General features: G+C 71.8%; 14 protein-coding genes. 10 read left to right on the top strand and 4 right to left on the bottom strand.

Annotation, left to right across the window (positions count from 1 at the left end):
• Positions 1-17: 17 nt before the first annotated feature.
• The gene (locus ICC28_RS36110) at positions 18-218 is read right to left on the bottom strand and encodes a helix-turn-helix transcriptional regulator (protein WP_188293058.1); all 201 of its coding nucleotides are present in this window, start codon (positions 216-218) and stop codon (positions 18-20) included.
• Between the two features lie 348 nt (positions 219-566).
• Entirely contained in the window at positions 567-1,493 is a 927-nt protein-coding gene (locus ICC28_RS36105) for a sugar phosphate isomerase/epimerase family protein (protein WP_188293105.1), read from the bottom strand.
• Positions 1,494-1,616: 123 nt separating this feature from the next.
• Here ICC28_RS36105 and iolC point away from each other — a divergent pair, with 123 nt between their 5' ends.
• The 5 genes from iolC to mmsA are packed head-to-tail and all read left to right on the top strand — an operon-like array spanning position 1,617 to position 7,822.
• A complete protein-coding gene (gene iolC / locus ICC28_RS36100; protein WP_188293057.1) occupies positions 1,617-2,726 on the top strand; it encodes a 5-dehydro-2-deoxygluconokinase in 1,110 nt (369 codons plus the stop codon).
• Positions 2,723-3,604 carry a deoxyribose-phosphate aldolase gene (locus ICC28_RS36095; protein ID WP_188293056.1) on the top strand — a complete coding sequence of 294 codons (882 nt, stop codon included), beginning with the start codon at positions 2,723-2,725 and terminating at the stop codon, positions 3,602-3,604. Before iolC ends, ICC28_RS36095 begins: the two co-directional genes overlap by 4 nt.
• A gap of 7 nt (positions 3,605-3,611) precedes the next feature.
• Complete coding sequence (gene iolB, locus ICC28_RS36090; RefSeq protein ID WP_188293055.1) at positions 3,612-4,424, top strand: 5-deoxy-glucuronate isomerase; 813 nt, start codon at positions 3,612-3,614, stop codon at positions 4,422-4,424.
• Positions 4,421-6,298 carry a 3D-(3,5/4)-trihydroxycyclohexane-1,2-dione acylhydrolase (decyclizing) gene (gene iolD, locus ICC28_RS36085; protein ID WP_188293054.1) on the top strand — a complete coding sequence of 626 codons (1,878 nt, stop codon included), beginning with the start codon at positions 4,421-4,423 and terminating at the stop codon, positions 6,296-6,298. Before iolB ends, iolD begins: the two co-directional genes overlap by 4 nt.
• A gap of 21 nt (positions 6,299-6,319) precedes the next feature.
• Positions 6,320-7,822: a CoA-acylating methylmalonate-semialdehyde dehydrogenase gene (mmsA, locus tag ICC28_RS36080; RefSeq protein WP_188293053.1), complete on the top strand. Its 1,503-nt coding sequence runs from the start codon at positions 6,320-6,322 to the stop codon at positions 7,820-7,822.
• Positions 7,823-7,873: 51 nt separating this feature from the next.
• Here the strand turns inward: mmsA and ICC28_RS36075 are convergent, their stop codons facing one another.
• Positions 7,874-8,422, bottom strand: a complete 549-nt coding sequence (locus ICC28_RS36075; RefSeq protein ID WP_188293052.1) for a hypothetical protein — start codon at positions 8,420-8,422, stop codon at positions 7,874-7,876.
• A 353-nt stretch (positions 8,423-8,775) separates the two neighbouring features.
• On the opposite strand from ICC28_RS36075, the gene ICC28_RS36070 reads away from it, so the two are divergent.
• On the top strand, positions 8,776-10,206 hold the full coding sequence (locus ICC28_RS36070; RefSeq protein ID WP_188293051.1) for an APC family permease: 1,431 nt from the start codon (positions 8,776-8,778) through the stop codon (positions 10,204-10,206).
• A 122-nt stretch (positions 10,207-10,328) separates the two neighbouring features.
• Here the strand turns inward: ICC28_RS36070 and ICC28_RS36065 are convergent, their stop codons facing one another.
• Positions 10,329-11,702, bottom strand: coding sequence for a condensation domain-containing protein (locus ICC28_RS36065; RefSeq protein ID WP_188293050.1), 1,374 nt, complete (start codon positions 11,700-11,702; stop codon positions 10,329-10,331).
• A 337-nt stretch (positions 11,703-12,039) separates the two neighbouring features.
• On the opposite strand from ICC28_RS36065, the gene ICC28_RS36060 reads away from it, so the two are divergent.
• The 4 genes from ICC28_RS36060 (at position 12,040) to ICC28_RS36045 (ending at position 19,359) form a co-directional block, all read left to right on the top strand.
• On the top strand, positions 12,040-14,679 hold the full coding sequence (locus ICC28_RS36060) for an alpha/beta fold hydrolase (RefSeq protein WP_188293049.1): 2,640 nt from the start codon (positions 12,040-12,042) through the stop codon (positions 14,677-14,679).
• Complete coding sequence (locus tag ICC28_RS36055; protein WP_188293048.1) at positions 14,676-15,530, top strand: ABC transporter permease; 855 nt, start codon at positions 14,676-14,678, stop codon at positions 15,528-15,530. The genes ICC28_RS36060 and ICC28_RS36055 overlap by 4 nt, the downstream gene beginning before the upstream one ends.
• 147 nt (positions 15,531-15,677) lie before the next feature.
• Entirely contained in the window at positions 15,678-17,195 is a 1,518-nt protein-coding gene (locus tag ICC28_RS36050; RefSeq protein ID WP_188293047.1) for a vWA domain-containing protein, read from the top strand.
• Positions 17,196-17,439: 244 nt separating this feature from the next.
• Entirely contained in the window at positions 17,440-19,359 is a 1,920-nt protein-coding gene (locus ICC28_RS36045) for an AMP-dependent synthetase/ligase (RefSeq protein WP_188293046.1), read from the top strand.
• The last annotated feature ends 27 nt before the right edge of the window (positions 19,360-19,386 follow it).

Here is a 19,386-nt window from a genome sequence, read left to right as displayed (position 1 = left end):
GCCGCGCCGCCCGGCGGTCAGTCCGCCCTGCGCCCCCGGTTGCCCGGCCGGGACGCCACCCAGGACCGCACGGTGTCGGCGTACCAGAAGGGTTTACCGCCCTCCACGTGGTCGGGCGGTGGCAGCAGCCCGTGTTTGCGGTAGGACCGCACGGTGTCGGGCTGCACCCTGATGTGCGCCGCGATCTCCTTGTAGGACCAGAGCCGTCGGTCGGTCATGAGTGGCACCTCCCTGCGCGCGCCGCGGCGGCGGCCGGGGGGTGGCCGTCGGGGGTACCGGGCGCTGCGCTGGCGATCACAAAGCCTGTGCCCCGTGAACGACGGCGCCCGACGCCCGGGCAGGGCCTGTGCACCGGGTGTGACGCAGGACCCGCGTACACGCGACATGCGTGACACAAGGGGGGCGTTTGTGACACAGGTGAGGCAAAGGCGTACGCGGGAGTGAAGGCGCGGCGCATTGACAGCGCCCCGAAGGGGCGCGGGGCTGTGTCGGATATGCGGCTCCGCCGCGGGGCGCGACCAGCCCCAACGGTGCCGCAGACGAATATCGCGCCCCCTGCGGAGCGCTTACGCTCCGCAGGACCTAAGAAACGCCCGAGTCCGCTGGGCGATGGGCAGCGGCTTGTCCGGATCGCACGGGTACATGTCCTGCTCGACGATCGCGAACAGGTCGACGTCCAGCTTCTGCGCGGCCTCCAGGACGGGCCCCAGCGCGGGCACGCCACCCGGCGGCTCGCACATCACGCCCTGTGCCACCGCCGGCCCGAACGGCGTCCCCTTCGCCCGCACGTCCGCCAGGATCTCCGGGTCCACCTGCTTCAGGTGCAGGTAGCCGATCCGCTCCCCGTACGTCTCGATGAGCTTGACGCTGTCGCCGCCGCAGTAGGCGTAGTGCCCGGTGTCCAGGCACAGCGAGACGAGCGAGGAGTCGGTCCCGTCCAGGAACCGCACCACGTTCTCCTCGCTGTCGATGTGCGTGTCGGCGTGCGGGTGGACGACGATCCGCAGGCCGTACTCATCCCGCACCCGCTGCCCGAGCCGCTCGGTCAGCGAGGTGAGGTTGCGCCACTGTTCCGGCGTCAGTGAGGAGGGCTCCAGCACCTCCCCGGTCTTGTCGTCCCGCCAGAAGGAGGGGATGACGACGAGGTGGGAGGCGCCCATGGCCTGCGCGAGCACCGCGTTGTCCGCGACGTGGGCCCAGGTCTTGTCCCACACGTCCGTGCCGTGGTGCAGCCCGGTGAAGACCGTGCCGGCCGACACTTTCAGGCCACGTCGGGCCGTCTCCTCGGCGAGCACGGCCGGATCGGTCGGGAGGTACCCGTACGGCCCCAGCTCGATCCACTCGTAGCCGGACTCGGCGACCTCGTCGAGGAAGCGCTGCCAGGGCACCTGCTGGGGATCGTCGGGGAACCACACGCCCCAGGAGTCGGGGGCCGATCCGATCCGGATGCGTGACAGTGAGGACTGGGATGACTGAGGTGACAACGGCGTCATGGCGGCCAGCTTCGGCGCGTGCCGCACCCCTGTCAAGGTCTCGTCCGAATGTCTGGACAAAACATTGACAGGGCTCCACGCTCGGGGCTAGAAATCCGGGAGAGCCGATACGAAGGGAACGCGATGGCGTACGACCTGATCACCATGGGGCGGATCGGAGTGGACCTCTATCCGCTGCAGACGGGCGTCCCGTTGCCGCAGGTCACATCCTTCGGCAAGTTCCTGGGCGGCTCGGCGGCGAACGTCGCGGTAGCCGCGGCGCGGCTGGGCCGGCGTACGGCCCTCATCAGCCGTACCGGCGACGACCCCTTCGGCACCTATCTGCGCCAGGCCCTCGGGGACTTCGGCGTCGACGACCGCTGGGTCACCCCGGTGCGGGGACTGCCCACCCCGGTCACCTTCTGCGAGATCTTCCCGCCGGACGACTTCCCGCTGTACTTCTACCGTCGGCCCAAGGCCCCCGACCTGGAGATCGACGCCCACGAGCTCGACCTCGACGCCGTCCGTGACGCCCGCGTCTTCTGGGTGACCGGCACGGGCCTGAGCGAGGAGCCCAGCCGTACCGCGACCCTCGCCGCCCTCGCCCACCGGGCCAAGTCCGGCACCACGGTCTTCGACCTCGACTGGCGCCCGATGTTCTGGGCCGACCCCGAGGCCGCCCGCCCCTTCTACGCCGAGGCCCTGCGCCACACCACCGTCGCCGTCGGCAACCTCGACGAGGTGGAGGTCGCCACCGGCCTGCGCGAACCGCACGCGGCGGCGCGGGCGCTGCTGGACGCGGGAGTCGAACTCGCGGTCGTCAAGCAGGGCCCGAAGGGCGTCCTGGCCGTCAACCGCAAGGGCGAGCAGGCCGAGGTCCCGCCCCTTCCCGTGCACGTCCTCAACGGCCTCGGCGCCGGCGACGCCTTCGGCGGCTCCCTGTGCCACGGCCTCCTCAACGACTGGGACCTGGAGACGATCATGCGCCACGCCAATGCGGCAGGCGCCATCGTCGCCTCCCGCCTGGAGTGCAGCTCGGCGATGCCGACAAGCGACGAAATCAAGACAGCCCTGACAACAGGATCAGTACCCGCACCCACCAACGGCGCCCCCGCCCCCCAAACCCCACCCGCACCCGCACCCGCCGACGGCGCTCCCGCCCCACAGGGGCCACCCGCACCCGACGACGAAAGCAGCACGGGTGGTGCGGGTGGGAACACACACGCCGAAGGCGAAGCCGAGGCGACGAAGTGACCATCAACCCCGCGGAGCTGACCCGCACCCGCACCCGCCACCCCGAGGCGATCGCCGAAGCCGCAGCCCGCCGCCGCCGCAGGCCCCTGCTCGCCGACAACGACCGCCTCATGATCGTCGCCGCCGACCACCCTGCCCGCGGAGCCCTCGGCGTCGGCGACCGCAAGCTCGCCATGGCCAACCGCGCCGACCTCCTGGAACGTCTCTGCCTGGCCCTCTCCCGCCCCGGCGTCGACGGCGTCCTCGCCACCGCCGACATCCTCGACGACCTCCTCCTGCTCGGCGTCCTCGACGACAAGGTCGTCATGGGCTCCATGAACCGCGGCGGCCTGCAAGGCGCCCGCTTCGAACTCGACGACCGCTTCACCGGCCACCGCCCCGAGGACATCGAGCGCCTCGGCTTCGACGCGGGCAAGCTGCTCCTCCGTATCGACTACGACGACCCGGGCTCCCTGAACACCCTGGAGTCCACTGCCCGTGCCATCGACGACATGGCGGCCCGCAGACTCCCGGTGTTCGTCGAGCCGTTCATCAGCCGCCGCACTCCGGAGGGCAGACTCGGCAACGACCTCTCCGCCGAGGCCGTCACCCGGTCCATCGCCATCGCCTCCGGCCTGGGCGGAAGTTCGGCCTACACCTGGCTCAAGGTCCCGGTCACCGAGAACCCGGACGACATGGCCCAGGTGATGGAGACCTCCACGCTGCCCGCGGTCCTGCTCGGCGGCGAGGTGGGCGAGGACCAGGAGGGCGCCTACGAGAAGTGGCGCGGCGCCCTCCAACTTCCCACCGTGCGGGGCCTGGTCGTGGGCCGTTCGCTGCTGTACCCGGCGGACGGCGATGTGGCCGCGGCCGTGGACACCGCCGTAGGACTGCTGTGAGGACCGCATGAGCCACGAGTTGTACATCCCGAAGGGCACCACCGCCGACGCCCACCACGTCCTCGACATCGGCCCCGAGCGGGCCGGCTGGACCCACAGCAGTCTGCGGATCGTCGAACTGGAGGCGGGCGGCAGTCATACCCTCACCGCGGGGGACAGCGAATGGATCGTGCTGCCCCTCAACGGCGGTTGTACGGTGCAAGTAGATGCTGACGAGTTCCAACTCCTGGGCCGGGAGAACGTGTTCGCGGGAGTCTCCGACTTCGCGTACGTCCCCCGGGACGCCCGGGCACAGATCGCCTCCGGCGCGGGTGGCCGCTTTGCTTTGGCAGGAGCAAGGTGCGAGCGACGACTCCCCGCCCGCTACGGCCCCGCGCCGGAGGTCCCCGTCGAGCAGCGCGGCAGCGGCAACCGCACCCGCCACGTCCGCAACTTCGCCTCCGCCGACGCCTTCGACTGCGCCAAGCTGATCGCCGTGGAAGTGGTCACGCCCGGCGGCAACTGGTCCTCGTACCCGCCGCACAAGCACGACGAGCACCGGCCCGGCGAGGAGTCGGAGCTGGAGGAGATCTACTACTTCGAGATCGACGGCCCGCACGGCTTCGGCTACCAGCGGGTGTCGCCCTCCCGGGAGGGCGGCGCCGACGTGCTCGCCGAGGTCCGCTCCGGCGACGCCGTCCTCGTCCCCGACGGCTGGCACGGTCCGTCGATCGCCCAGCCCGGGCACGACATGTACTACCTCAACGTCATGGCAGGACCGGGCGAGACCCGGGAGTGGCGGATCTGCTTCCACCCCGACCACACGGAGGGTTACCGATGACCACCCGGCTGACCGTCGCACAGGCGCTGGTCCGTTTCCTCGCCGCGCAGTACACCGAACGCGACGGCGTCCGACAGCGGCTGATCGGCGCGACCTGGGGCATCTTCGGCCACGGCAACGTCGCCGGACTCGGCCAGGCACTCGTCGAGTACGGCGATGTCATGCCGTACCACCAGGGCCGCAACGAGCAGTCCATGGTGCACGCGGCCGTCGGCTACGCCCGCCAGTCGAACCGCCTGTCCACGCACGCGGTCACCACCTCGATCGGCCCGGGCGCCACCAACCTGGTCACCGGCGCCGCCCTCGCCACCATCAACCACCTCCCGGTCCTGCTGCTGCCCGGCGACATCTTCGCCACCCGCCCCGCCGACCCGGTCCTCCAGCAGCTCGAACTGCCGTACGCGGGCGACCTCAGCGTCAACGACTGCCTGCGCCCGGTGTCGAAGTACTTCGACCGCGTCACCCGGCCGGAAGCGCTGATCCCGGCGGCCCTGAACGCCATGCGCGTGCTCACCGACCCCGTCGAGACGGGCGCGGTCACCCTCGCGCTGCCGCAGGACGTGCAGGCGGAGGCGTACGACTGGCCCGAGGAGTTCTTCGCCGAGCGCACCTGGGTCGTACGCCGACCGGGCGCCGACCCGACCGAGCTGGCCGAGGCCGTGACGGCCGTCCGGGCGGCCCGGCGGCCGCTGGTCGTGGCCGGCGGTGGCGTCCACCACAGCCGTGCCGAGGAGGCCCTCGCCGAGTTCGCCGAGGCCACCGGCATCCCGGTCGCCTCCACCCAGGCCGGCAAGGGCTCCCTGACCTACGACCACCCCCAGGACGTCGGCGGCATCGGCCACACCGGCACCGCGACCGCCGACGAACTCGCCCGCACGGCCGACCTGGTGATCGGCGTCGGCACCCGCTACACCGACTTCACCACCGCCTCCAACACGCTCTTCCAGCAGCCGGGCGTCCGCTTCCTCAACCTCAACATCGCGCCCTACGACGGCCACAAGATGGCCGGCATGCCGCTCGTCGCGGACGCCCGCAGCGGCCTGGCGGAGCTCACCGAGGCGCTCCTGATGCACGCCCACCGGGTCACCGACGCCTATCGCGCCGAGTACACCGAGGACAAGGAGCGCTGGGAGCAGCGCGTCGACGCCGCCTACGAGGCCGACGAACCCGACGTGCGCCCCACCCAGCCGCAGGTCCTCGGCGCCCTGGACGCAATCGTCGACGAGACGGACGTGATCATCAACGCGGCCGGCTCCCTCCCCGGCGACCTGCACAAGCTCTGGCGGACCCGGTCCCGCGACCAGTACCACCTGGAGTACGGCTACTCCTGCATGGGCTACGAGATCCCGGCCGCGATCGGCGTGAAGATGGCCGCCCCCGACCGGCCCGTGTGGGCGCTGGTCGGCGACGGCACCTACCTGATGATGCCGACCGAGATCGTGACGGCCGTGCAGGAGGGCGTCGCCGTCAAGATGTTGCTCGTGCAGAACCACGGGTACGCGTCCATCGGCGGCCTGTCGGAGTCGGTCGGCGGCGAGCGGTTCGGCACCGCGTACCGCTTCCAGGCCGCCGACGGCACCTACACGGGAGCGCCGCTGCCGGTGGACCTGGCCGCCAACGCCGCGAGCCTCGGCATGCGCGTCCTGCGCGCGAAGACCGTCCGCGAGCTGCGCGAGGCGCTCGCCGAGGCGCGGGCCGCCGACACTCCCACATGTGTCTACGTGGAGACCGAAACCGCAGACACAGTGTCGGGCGCGCCTCCGGCGCAGGCCTGGTGGGATGTTCCCGTGGCCGAGACCGCGACCCGCCCGTCGGCGGTCAAGGCCCGCGATGAGTACGACCGGCACGTGTCGACCCGACGCCGCCCTCTGTGAAGGATTGACTGGAGTTCAGCCATGACGAAGATCGTCAACCACTGGATCGGCGGCAAGACCGTCGAAGGCGCGTCGGGCACGTTCGGGCCGGTCACCGACCCGGCGACCGGCGCGGTCACCACCAAGGTCGCGTTCGCCTCGGTCGACGAGGTCGACGCGGCGGTGCAGGCCGCGAAGGAGGCCTACGTCACCTGGGGCCAGTCCTCGCTGGCCCAGCGCACGTCCATCCTGTTCAAGTTCCGGGCGCTGCTGGACGCCAACCGGGACGCCATCGCCGAGCTGATCACCGCCGAGCACGGCAAGGTGCACTCCGACGCCCTCGGCGAGGTCGCGCGTGGCCTGGAGATCGTCGACCTGGCGTGCGGCATCACCGTGCAGCTGAAGGGCGAGCTGTCGACGCAGGTCGCCAGCCGCGTGGACGTCTCCTCGATCCGCCAGCCGCTCGGTGTCGTCGCGGGCATCACGCCGTTCAACTTCCCGGCGATGGTCCCGATGTGGATGTTCCCGATCGCCATCGCCTGCGGCAACACCTTCGTGCTGAAGCCGTCCGAGAAGGACCCCTCGGCCTCGATCAAGATCGCCGAGCTGCTCGCCGAGGCCGGTCTGCCCGACGGCGTCTTCAACGTCGTCCACGGCGACAAGGTGGCCGTGGACCGCCTGCTGGAGCACCCGGACGTCAAGGCCGTCTCCTTCGTCGGCTCGACCCCGATCGCCCGCTACATCCACACCACCGCGTCGGCGAACGGCAAGCGCGTCCAGGCGCTCGGCGGCGCCAAGAACCACATGCTGGTGCTTCCGGACGCCGACCTCGACGCGGCCGCCGACGCCGCCGTGTCGGCCGCCTACGGCTCCGCCGGCGAGCGCTGCATGGCCATCTCCGCGGTCGTCGCGGTCGGCGCGATCGGCGACGAGCTGGTGGAGAAGATCCGCGAGCGCGCCGAGAAGATCAAGATCGGCCCCGGCAACGACCCGGCCTCCGAGATGGGCCCGCTCATCACCGCCGTCCACCGCGACAAGGTGGCGTCCTACGTCACGGGCGCGGCCGCCGAGGGCTGCGAGGTCGTCCTCGACGGCACCGGCTACACGGTCGAGGGCCACGAGAACGGCCATTGGATCGGCATCTCGCTCCTCGACAAGGTGCCGACGTCCGCCAAGGCCTACCAGGACGAGATCTTCGGCCCGGTGCTGTGCGTGCTGCGCGTGGACACCTACGACGAGGGCGTCGCCCTCATCAACAACTCGCCGTTCGGCAACGGCACCGCGATCTTCACCCGGGACGGCGGCGCCGCCCGCCGCTTCCAGCTGGAGATCGAGGCCGGCATGGTCGGCGTGAACGTGCCGATCCCGGTCCCCGTCGGCTACCACAGCTTCGGCGGCTGGAAGGACTCGCTCTTCGGCGACCACCACATCTACGGCAACGACGGCACGCACTTCTACACCCGCGGCAAGGTCGTCACCACCCGCTGGCCGGACCCGTCCGAGGCCCCCGCGGGCGTCGACCTGGGCTTCCCGCGCAACCACTGAGACACCACCGAGCCCCGGGCACCTGTCCAGGTGCCCGGGGCTCAGCCGTGCCTACTGCCCGTTGGCCTCCTTGATCGCCTCGGTCATGTCGGCGGTCTCGGCGGCCGGCGGGGCCTCGATCCCGGCCGTGGCCCCGAACTTGCCGAAGTCCATGGTGACCTTGATCGGGCCCATCACCTGCTTCAGCCGGACGGGCAGGTCCTTGTCGTCGACCCAGATGTCCATGGTCATGGAGTCGGCACCACCGGTGAGCGAGTTGATCGCGCTGTCCTCGCCCTTGTAGGCGTGCTCGAACTTGCCCATGTCCTTCTGGTCGAGCACGGCCCGGTAGTGGGTCGCCTTCCGGCCGTTCACCGTCGACGTGCCGAGGTCCTCGACGTCACTGGCGTACTTCAGGCCCTTCAGGGAGTCCGCCGGGTTGCCGCCGGCGCCGCCCGACTTGAACGCCTCGCTGCCGCTGTCGCCGAACACGGCGGAGGAGTCGATCTTCATCCACTCCTTGCCCGCGAGCGGGCCCGAGGCCTGCGGGTCGACGTCGTAGTAGTACACGCCGTCGACGAGCAGGGTGCGGATCGTCGGGTCGTCCTGGAGCGCCTGCATCTGGGCGGCGGCGGTGTGTTCCCACCCCTCGCTGTGCCTCTGCTGTGGCGCGTGACTCTACTGGGGGGCACTGACACGTCCGTATGCCGGACCCCGGCAGTTTTTTCGCCCCGCTCGCTGCGGTTCCCGCACAGGGCAAGGAAGCGGAACGGCTTACGTCGTACTGCCGAGTTCGCGATCGGCGAGGCGTTTTGACCACGAAATCCGAAGACATTCAGCCATTGACGCATCGGTTTTCGTCGGATTTCATGCAGCGCCGGGAGTGAGGAACAGCACGTACGACAACCGAAGCCGCCGGAGGCGATAACGCTCCCGCCCGCACCCTCACCGCACGAGCCGATCGGAACCGCCGCATGACCGAAACGCTGCAGAAGTCCGCCGTCACCGACGGCGTCTCAGCCGTCTCGCCCGTCTCGCCCGCCTCGTCAGCTTCGCCCGCGTCGCCGAAGCTGAAGCGGTCCATCGGAGTCGTGGGCGGCACCCTGCTCACCCTCTCCTGCGTGACGCCCGCCTCCACCCTCTTCGTGGTCGTCCCCGACCTGTTCGGCTCGCTCGGCACGGCCACCGCCCTGACGATCGCCATCGGCTCCCTGCTCTGCGTCGCCGTCGCCTTCTGCTACTCGGAGCTCGGCACCCTCGTCCCGAGCGCGGGCGGCGAGTACGCGATGGTCTCCACGCTGGCCGGACGCCTCGCGGGCTGGCTGGTCTTCGTCCTCTCCCTGCTGGTCGTCATGATCGTGCCGCCGGTGATCGCCATGGGCACGGCCGACTATCTCGCCCCGATCGTCGACCTCGACCCCGCGATGACGGGCGCCGGAGTCATGCTGCTGGCCACCCTCGCCGGACTGCTCGACCTGCGCGCCAACGCCTGGATCACCGGCGTCTTCCTGGTCCTGGAGGTCGTCGCCGCCGCCGTCGTCGCGGTCCTGGGCTTCGCCCACGCCGAGCGCGGCCCCGCCAGCCTCACCTCGCTCCAGGTCACCGGCGCCGACGGCGGCACCGACACCGTGACCGCCCTGCTGATCGTCTCCGGCCTCGCCATCGCCCTCTTCGTCACCCAGGGCTTCTCCACCGCCGTCTACCTCTCCGAGGAACTGGAGAACCCGCGCCGCAACGTCGCCCGCACCGTCCTCGCCACCCTCGGCATCTCCGCCGTGATCATCCTGGTGCCGGTCGTCGGCATCACGCTCGGCGCCTCCGACCTCGCCGCGCTGACCGGCGGCGACATCGGCGCCATGGTCACCGCCTGGTCCAACTCCGCCGTCGGCACCTTCGTCAGCCTCTGCGTCGCCCTCGCGATCATCAACGCGGGCATCGTCATGGTCATCCAGAACTCCCGGGTGCTGTTCGCCTCCGCCCGCGACAAGGCCTGGCCCGAGCCGGTCAACAACGTCTTCGCCCGGCTCGGCCGCTTCGGCTCCCCGTGGGTCGCCACCCTGGCCGTCGGCGTGCCCGGCGCGGCCCTGTGCTTCGTCAACCTGGACACCCTGTACGGCGTGACGGGCGTGTCGGTGACCGGCATGTACCTGCTCGTCGCGGTCGCCGCCCTGCTCTCCCGACGCGGCGCCCACCAGCACGCGCCGGCCTGGCGCATGCCGCTGTGGCCCGCCATGCCGGTCCTGCTGATCCTGGTCCTGGCCTACATCCTGACCCAGCAGGAGACGCGGTACCTGCTGTGGACGGGCGGCATCACGCTCGTAGCCACCCTGTACTGGGCGCTGTACCTGCGTCCGCGGCGTGACACACGGTGGCTTGTGTCGGTCCCCGAGGGAGAGTGGGACTAAGCGGACCTGGCGAATGCGACTCCGGTGCGGCAGCGCCCCAAAGGGGCGCGGGGAACTGCGCGACCAGCCACGACGCGCCCGCAGCCGAACGACGACACCTCACGGCACTTCCGGCGGAGCGCTCACCGCCTGTCCCTGGCCACCGACACCACGATGTCCCGCAGCCGTTCCACGTACAGCCGCATGTTCTTGCCGGCGACGTCCGTGTCCGGGTGCCGTCCGGTGAGCCACAGGCCCTCGTGCAGGCGGTTGAGCCAGACGCAGACCTGGTCGCCGTACGAGACCCGGACCAGGCCGTAGGCCGACTGTGCGGCCCAGTCGGCGGAGCCGGGGATCCCGCGGGCGTCGAGGAAGGAGACGATCGAGTACAGGTCGGGCGACGTGGGCCGGAAGTCGGCGCCCAGCAGGTGCAGCACGCGGGCCAACGGCATCCGGGCCAGCGGCCTCGCCGCCTGGAGCTGGGCGCGTACGGCCTTCAGGGCGGCGGGGAAGTCCGCCGGGACCGGCACCTCGATCGGCGCGCCGCCGACGTACCAGCCCACGGAGTCCGACCACCGCGACTTCGCCCGGGTGTGGAAGGGCACGACCGTGCGGTAGACGGAGGCGCCGCCGATCTCGCCCACGATCAGCGCCGTGGCCGCCAGCACGCCGACCAGGCTGCCGCCGTAGGGCCGGCAGTACGCCTCGAAGGCGGCGGCGTCCTCCGCGTCGACGAGCATCTCGCGCATCAGCCGTTGGGCGGGCAGCGGGCCGCCGGGCTCCAGGCCGAGGTCGACGGGGAACGACGGCAGCGTGCCGTCGCAGCGCCGGATGAACTCCCGCCAGCGGGCGACCGTCTCGTGGCTCTCGTCGATCCGGTCCGCGTCCGCCCGTTCCAGCGCGCAGAAGTCGATGTAGCTCTGCACCGGCGCCCCGCCGACCGCGCGGCCCGCGTACAGCTCGTGGATCTCCGCGGGGATCCGCAGGATGGAGTAGGCGTCGACGTTGCTGTGGTCGAAGGCCATGTACACGCTGGTGGAGTCGGGCCGGACGACCGCCGCGTAGATGAGGTTCGGCCAGCCGAGCGCGTCCGCGGCCACGTCGAAGCGGTCCTGGAGACGGCTGACCAGCTCCGCCGCGTCGGTGAAGTCCCCGACCACCTCGCGGTGCAGGGACACGGCCTCGGGGGCGAGGGTGAACCGGCGCAGCTCCTCGCCGGCCGGGCGGAACCCGCTGCGCAGCGTCTCGTGCCGCAGGGTCCAGCCGCGCAGGGCGTCCTCCAGCGCGTCGAGGTCGACCGGTCCTGGCAGGTCGAAGACGGTGCCGATCCAGGTCGGCACGGTCAGCCCGTCCGCCCGCACGGAACGGGCCGTCCTGATGTGCGACTCCTGGATGTACGCCGGTGGCCGGGCGTCGTCCGGCAGTGCCGCGGCCGCCTCCACGGTCGCCGGACTGAGCGTGAACTCGACGAGCCGGCCGGGCCGGGCCTCGCAGCGCTGGATGTCCGTCATACGCACAGGGCGTCTCCGTTCGCAGGGGGCGGACCTTCGAGGATCCGCCGCGCCCGGCGCCGGGAACTGCGATTTCCCGTTGTTCCGCGGGTATTTCAGCGGAACGAGTGGGGTATTTCAGCGGTTCGGGTGGCGGCTCGAACAGCGGTCCTGTGCAGCGGTCCTGTGCAGCGGTCCGCGAACGGTGGTCCGCGAACGGTGGTCCTCGCACTCCGGTCCTCGCACCGCGGTCCTCGTACCACGACCGCGGTATGCGGGAAGGGCCGCGTACGCCCGGGGGAGGGGCGCAGGTTCGGCCTCCGGTCGATAACTCGTCGACAGGTTCGGCCCGTACCGTTGAACCATGGATCTTCGACTGCGCGGGCCGTCACGGCGGCCCCGGCGACTGCTGGCCGCCGGGGCCGCCGTCGTCGTGCTCGCCGGTGCCGGCACCTGGACGGCCGTCGCCTCCGACGAGGCACCCGCGGTGCGTGCCACCGAACGGGTCATGTCCGTCGACGGCGCCCGCATCGACACCTCGTACTTCACCGCCTCCGGCGGCGGCCGCCGCCCCGCCGTCCTGCTCGCGCACGGCTTCGGCGGCAGCAAGGAGGACGTACGGCAGCAGGCCGAGGACCTGGCCGCCGACGGGTACGCGGTGCTGACCTGGTCGGCCCGCGGCTTCGGCAGGTCGACCGGCAAGGTCGGGCTGAACGACCCGAAGGCCGAGGTCGCCGACGTCTCCGCGCTGATCGACTGGCTGGCGAAACAGCCCGAGGTCCGGCTCGACAAGGCGGGCGACCCGCGCGTGGGCATGGCCGGCGGCTCCTACGGCGGCGCGATCAGCCTGCTCGGCGCCGGGTACGACGACCGCGTCGACGCCATCGCCCCCGCCGTCACGTACTGGAACCTCGCCGACGCCCTCTTCCCGAACGGCGTCTTCAAGAAGCTGTGGGCCGGCATCTTCGTCAACACCGCGGGCGGCTGCGAGCGGTTCGAGCGGCAGCTGTGCCGCATGTACGACCGGGTCGCCGAGTCCGGCACCCCGGACGCCGAGGCGCGGCGGCTGCTGGAGGAGCGTTCGCCGTCCGCGGTCGCCGACCGCATCAAGGTCCCCACGCTCCTCGTGCAGGGGCAGACCGACTCCCTCTTCCCGCTCGACCAGGCCGACCGGGCGGCCAGGGCGATCCGGGCCAACGGCGCACCCGTCGACGTCGACTGGATCGCGGGCGGCCACGACGGCGGCGACCTGGAGTCCGACCGCGTCCAGGCGCGCGTACGGGACTGGTTCGACCGGTACCTCAAGGAGGACGAGTCCGCCGACACCGGCCCCGCGTTCCGCGTCACCCGCACCGGAGGCATCGACTCCACCGACGGCGCAGCCCAGTTGCGCGGCGCGAGCGCGGACACCTACCCCGGCCTGGAGAGCGGCCCACGGAAGATCGCCCTGACCGGCCGCGAGCAGCGCTTCGCCAACCCGGCCGGCGCCAGCCCGCCCGCCGTCTCCGCCCTGCCCGGCCTCGGCGGCGGCGGCCTCGCCCAGCTCTCCTCGCTCGGCGTCGGCGTCTCCCTCGACTTCCCCGGCCAGCACGCCCGCTTCGACTCCGCCCCGCTCACCGACGACCTGCGCATCACCGGCTCCCCGACGGTCACCGTCCACGTGAAGTCGACCAGCCGGGACGCGGTCCTGTTCGCCAAGGTCTACGACGTCGGCCCCGACGGTTCCGGGCAGGTGCTGCCCGCCCAACTCGTCGCCCCGGTCCGCGTCGAGGGCGCCGAGTCCGGCAAGGACGTGACGCTCACGCTCCCGGCCGTCGACCACGAAGTGGACAAGGGTCACCGGCTGCGCCTGGTCGTCGCCTCCACCGACCTCGGCTACGCCTCGCCGTCCGCGCCGGCGACGTACACCGTCTCCCTGAAGGGCGACCTGTCGGTGCCGACCGCCCCCGGCGTCGGCACCGCGGCCGCGCCGCTGCCCGCGTGGGTGTGGTGGCTGCCCCTCGCGGGCGCCGCGATCGGCCTCGCCCTGCTGCTGACCGGCCGCCGCCGCACGGCCGCCCCGGCCCCCGACCCGGCGTTGGCCGACGTCCCGCTCCAGATCACCGGCCTGAGCAAGAAGTACGCGGGCGGCGACCGCTACAGCGTCCGCGAGCTCTCCTTCCGCGTGGAGAAGGGCCAGGTCCTCGGCCTCCTCGGGCCCAACGGCGCGGGCAAGACCACGACCCTGCGCATGCTGATGGGCCTGATCAAGCCGGACGAGGGCGAGATCCGCGTCTTCGGCCACGCCATCCGCCCCGGCGCCCCCGTGCTCTCCCGCGTCGGCGCCTTTGTCGAGGGCGCAGGCTTCCTGCCGCACTTGTCCGGCCGCGAGAACCTGGACCTGTACTGGCGGGCCACCGGCCGCCCGGCTGCCGACGCCCACCTGGACGAGGCGCTGGAGATCGCGGGCCTCGGCGACGCGCTCGCCCGCGCGGTCCGCACCTACTCCCAGGGCATGCGCCAGCGCCTGGCCATCGCCCAGGCCATGCTCGGCCTGCCGGACCTGCTGATCCTCGACGAGCCCACCAACGGCCTCGACCCGCCCCAGATCCGCGAGATGCGCGAGGTGATGATCCGCTACGCGGCCGCCGGACGCACGGTCATCGTCTCCAGCCACCTGCTGGCGGAGGTCGAGCAGACCTGCACCCACCTCGTGGTCATGGACCGCGGCCGCCTGGTCCAGGCCGGCCCGACCGCCGACATCACCGGCTCCGGCGACACCCTCCTCGTAGGCCTGACCACCGACGTCCCCGACCCCCTGTTGGACAAGGTGGCCGCCCTCCCGGACGTCGAGTCCGCGACGCGCACGGACGACGGCCTGCTGGTACGGCTCGCCGGCTCCAGCCCCGACGCCGCGGCCCGCCTGCTCGTCGAACTGGTGCGTCTCGAAGTCCCGGTCGCCTCGCTCGGTCCCCACCGCCGCCTGGAGGACGCCTTCCTCACCCTGATCGGAGGTTCCGCATGAGTGCCCTCACCGAGGTCGCCTCCGGCTACCGGGCGGGCGGTACCCTGCCGCTGCGCGTGGAGCTGGCCCGCCAGCTCAAGCGCCGCCGCACGATGGTCATGGGCGGCATCCTCGCCGCCCTGCCCTTCGTCCTGCTGGCCGCCTTCGCGATCGGCGGCGAGCCGGGCGGGCGCAACGACCGGATCACCCTGATGGACACGGCCACCGCGTCCGGCGCCAACTTCGCCGCGGTGAACCTCTTCGTCTCCGCGGGCTTCCTCCTGGTCATCCCGGTCGCCCTGTTCTGCGGGGACACGGTGGCCTCGGAGGCGAGCTGGTCCTCCCTGCGCTATCTGCTCGCGGCGCCCGTGCCCCGCGCCCGCCTGCTGTGGTCCAAGCTCGTTGTCGGGCTGTCCCTCAGCCTGGCCGCGATGATCCTGCTGCCCGTCGTCGCCCTCGCCGTCGGCACCGCGGCCTACGGCTGGGGCCCGCTGGAGCTCCCCACCGGCGGCTCCCTCGGCCCGGGTACGGCGGCGCAGCGGCTCGTGATCGTGGTGGCGTACGTCTTCGTCTCCCAACTGGTCACCGCGGGGCTCGCGTTCTGGCTGTCGACCAGGACCGACGCCCCGCTCGGCGCGGTCGGCGGCGCGGTCGGCCTGACCATCGTCGGCAACGTCCTGGACGCGGTGACCGCCCTCGGCGACTGGCGTCACTTCCTGCCCGCGCACTGGCAGTTCGCCTGGGCGGACGCCGTCCAGCCCACCCCCGAGTGGTCCGGCATGATCCAGGGCACCGCCGTCTCGGTAACGTACGCCCTCGTGCTGTTCGCGCTGGCCTTCCGCGGTTTCCTGCGCAAGGACGTGGTGTCGTAGGTCAACGGAGGGTCACCCACCGGTCTCGACGGCCCCCCGTTGTGGCCGCTTCGAGACACATCCGCAACGCACCGTGCCGCACGTTCCGTCCCCCTCGCCCGTCACAGTCGCAGAAGGCGACGTCAACGGTCCAAGGGGGAACGGAAGATGGAGCGGTACCGCATACGCGGGGCGATCCTCGCGCTCACGGCGGCGGCAGGGCTGCTGCTGACCGGCTGCGGAGAGGGAGCCGACAGCCGGGCCAAGGAAACCACCGACCGCCGGCGCGGCGACCACGTCCTTCCGGCCCCGCCCGACGGATACTCCGCCGCCCCGGACGGGGAGTCGCGCGAGGTGGACCCCGCACCCGGCCACCTCTCCACCTTCGCCCTCGACGTCGACACGGCCTCCTACGGCTACGCCCGCCGCGCCCTCGCCGACGGCCGCCGCCCCGACCCGCGGACGATCCGCCCCGAGGAGTTCGTCAACAGCTTCCGCCAGGACTACGAGCGCCCCGACGGCAACGGCTTCACGGTCACCGTCGACGGCGCCCGCACGGACGAGCGGGACTGGTCCCTGGTCCGCGTGGGCCTGGCCACGCGCCCCGCCGACGACGACCGCGAACGCCCGCCCGCCGCCCTGACGTTCGTCATCGACGTCTCCGGTTCGATGGACGAACCGGGCCGCCTCGACCTCGCCCGCAAGTCGCTCGGCGCGATGACCGACCGCCTGCGCGACGAGGACTCCGTGGCGATCGTCACCTTCAGCGACGAGGCCGAGACCGTCCTGCCGATGACCCGCCTCGCCGGCAACCGCGACGAGATCCACGGCGCGATCGCCGCACTGGAACCGCGCCTGTCGACCAACCTCGGCGCGGGCGTGGAGACCGGCTACGCGACGGCCGTCGAGGGCCGCCGCGAGGGCGCCACCAACCGCGTGGTCCTGGTCTCCGACGCGCTCGCCAACACCGGCGACACCGACGCCGACACCATCCTGGAACGCATCTCGGGCGCCCGCGAGGAGTACGGCATCACCCTCTTCGGCGTCGGCGTCGGCAGCGACTACGGCGACGCCCTGATGGAACGCCTCGCCGACAAGGGAGACGGCCACACCGTGTACGTGTCCGACGAGGAGGAGGGCCGTGAGGTCTTCGTCGAGGAACTCCCGCGGAACATCGACCTGACGGCCCGCGACGCCAAGGCCCAGGTGGCCTTCGACCCGCGGACGGTGTCGGAGCACCGCCTGATCGGCTACGACAACCGCCGCGTCGCCGACGAGGACTTCCGTGACGACAGCGTCGACGGCGGCGAGGTCGGACCCGGCCACACCGTCACCGCCCTCTACGCCGTCCGCACCGTCCCGGGCGCCTCCGGCCGCCTGGCCACGGCGAGCGTCCGCTGGCTGGACCCCGAAACCCGCGTCCCCCACGAGGAGTCGGGCCGGCTGGAGACGGCCTCCCTGCGCGACTCCGTCTGGTCGGCATCCCCTCGCTTCCAGGTAGCAGCGGTAGCCGCGTACTTCGCGGACGCGCTCCGCGCGGGATCCGGGGACCGAACGCCCCTGCCCGCGGCCCCCACCTGGCAAGAACTCCGCACCCGAGCGGCCGACTTGGCCACCCAAACCGAGGACCAAGCCCTCCACGACCTCTCCCAGGCCATCAACCAGGCCTCCCACCTGCCCCATTGACCTGACCTGCGGCCCGGCGGGGGCTGGTCGCGCAGTTCCCCGCGCCCCTGTCGGGGCGCTCAGCCGTCCAGCCTGCGGGCATGCGTGCCGCCTGGGGCGGCACGGGTGGGCGCAGGCGGCACCCCGTTGGCGCCGGGTTGCGCGTCCCACCCCACCGCCCCCGAATCCTGCCGCACCCATTGACCAGACGCTACGCATGAGTAAGTTGACCCCCCGGTAAGTCCGACTGGCACCGGGAGCCGTCATGGGCGTACGCAAGGATCTGCGGCGGGCGAAGCGCCGCACCGACCTGATGAACCGCACCAGGGTCGAGATCACCAGGGACGACAACGGCTTCGTAAGAGAGGCCCGCACCACCCCCCTCGCCCCCCTCCACCCCACCGGCACCACCGCAGACATCCCCTTCACCAACGCGGCCGAGGCCCCCGACACGGTCGTCCTGCGCCGAAAGCGGGGCGACACCTGGCACCCCGTCACCGCCACCGCCTTCGCCCGCGAAGTCACCGCCACCGCAAAGGGCTTGATCGCCGCCGGCCTGGAACCCGGCGGCCGCGTCGCGCTGATGTCCCGCACCCGCTACGAATGGACGGTCCTGGACTTCGCCGTATGGGCCGCCGGCGGCCAGACCGTCCCCATCTACGCCACCTCCTCCGCCGAACAGGTCGAGTGGATCATCCGTGACTCCGGCGCAGCCCTCGTCGTCACGGAGACACCCGAGAACACGGAGACGGTCAGAACCGCCACGGCCGGCCACGAACACGCCCCCCGCATCCGGCAGTTGGACGACAGCGCGCTCACCGCCCTCGCCGCCGAGGGGGTGAACGTCCCGGACGAGGAGGTCACCAAGCGCCGCACGGCCCTCACCCCCGACACCCCCGCGACCGTCTGCTACACCTCCGGCACCACCGGACAACCCAAGGGCTGCGTCCTCACCCACGCCAACCTGCACGCCGAGTCCGCCAACACCGTGGAGCTGCTCCTGCCGATCTTCCGGGAGGTCACCCGCCGGACACCGTCCACCCTCCTCTTCCTCCCCCTCGCCCACATCCTCGGCCGCACCCTCCAGATCGCCTGCCTGATGGCCCGCATCGAGGTCGGCCACTGCCCGAGCGTCAGACCCGACGAACTCCGCCCGGCCCTGAAGGAGTTCCGCCCCACCTTCCTCGTCGGCGTCCCGTACCTCTTCGAGAAGATCCACGACACCGGCCGGGCCACCGCGGAGAAGATCGGCCGCGGCGCGTCCTTCGACCGCGCCGACCGCATCGCCGTCCGCTTCGGCGAGGCGTACCTGAACAAGTTCCTGAACCGGGGCAAGGGCCCCGGCCCCACCCTCTACGCCGCCTGGGCCCTGTACGACCTGCTGGTCTACCGCCGCATCCGCAAGGAACTCGGCGGCCGCATGCGCTACGCGATCAGCGGCGGCTCCCCCCTCGACCGCAACCTCAACCTCTTCTTCCACGCCGCCGGAATCATCGTCTACGAGGGCTACGGCCTGACCGAGACGACCGCCGCCGCCACCATCGTCCCGCCGCTCGGCCCCCGCCCCGGCACCGTCGGCACCCCGGTGCCGGGCACCGCCGTCCGGATCGCCGACGACGGCGAGGTGCTCGTCAAGGGCGGCATCGTCTTCGGTGCGTACTGGAACAACCCGGCCGCCACCGATGCCGTGCTCCGGGACGACTGGTTCGCCACCGGCGACCTCGGCTCCCTCGACGAGGACGGTTACCTCACGATCACCGGCCGGAAGAAGGACATCATCGTCACCTCCGGCGGCAAGAACGTCTCCCCGGCCGTCCTGGAGGACCGGCTGCGCAGCCGCCCGCCCGTCGGCCAGTGCATTGTCGTGGGCGACAACCGCCCCTTCGTGGCCGCCCTGATCACCCTCGACCCCGACGCGGTCGCCCACTGGCTCTCGGTCCGCAAACTGCCACCGGACACCCCCCTGTCCGAGATCGTCGGCGACGCCCGCATGCGAGCCGACGTCCAGAAGGCCGTGGACTACGCCAACGAGGCCGTCTCCCGCGCCGAGTCGATCCGCGCCTTCGCCCTGGTGGAGGGCGAGTTCACCGAGGACAACGGCCTGCTCACCCCGTCCCTGAAGGTCAAGCGGCACGCGGTGCTGCGGGCCTACGAGGAGCGGATCGAGGCGCTCTACCGCCGCTGACGCACGGAGAGGGCACGACAGCAAAGA

Source organism: Streptomyces sp. TRM68416 (genome assembly GCF_014596915.1).
Lineage (GTDB): Bacteria > Actinomycetota > Actinomycetes > Streptomycetales > Streptomycetaceae > Streptomyces.
The sequence above is the reverse complement of the archived record's forward strand: the minus strand, read 5'-3'. Positions and strand labels throughout refer to the sequence as shown.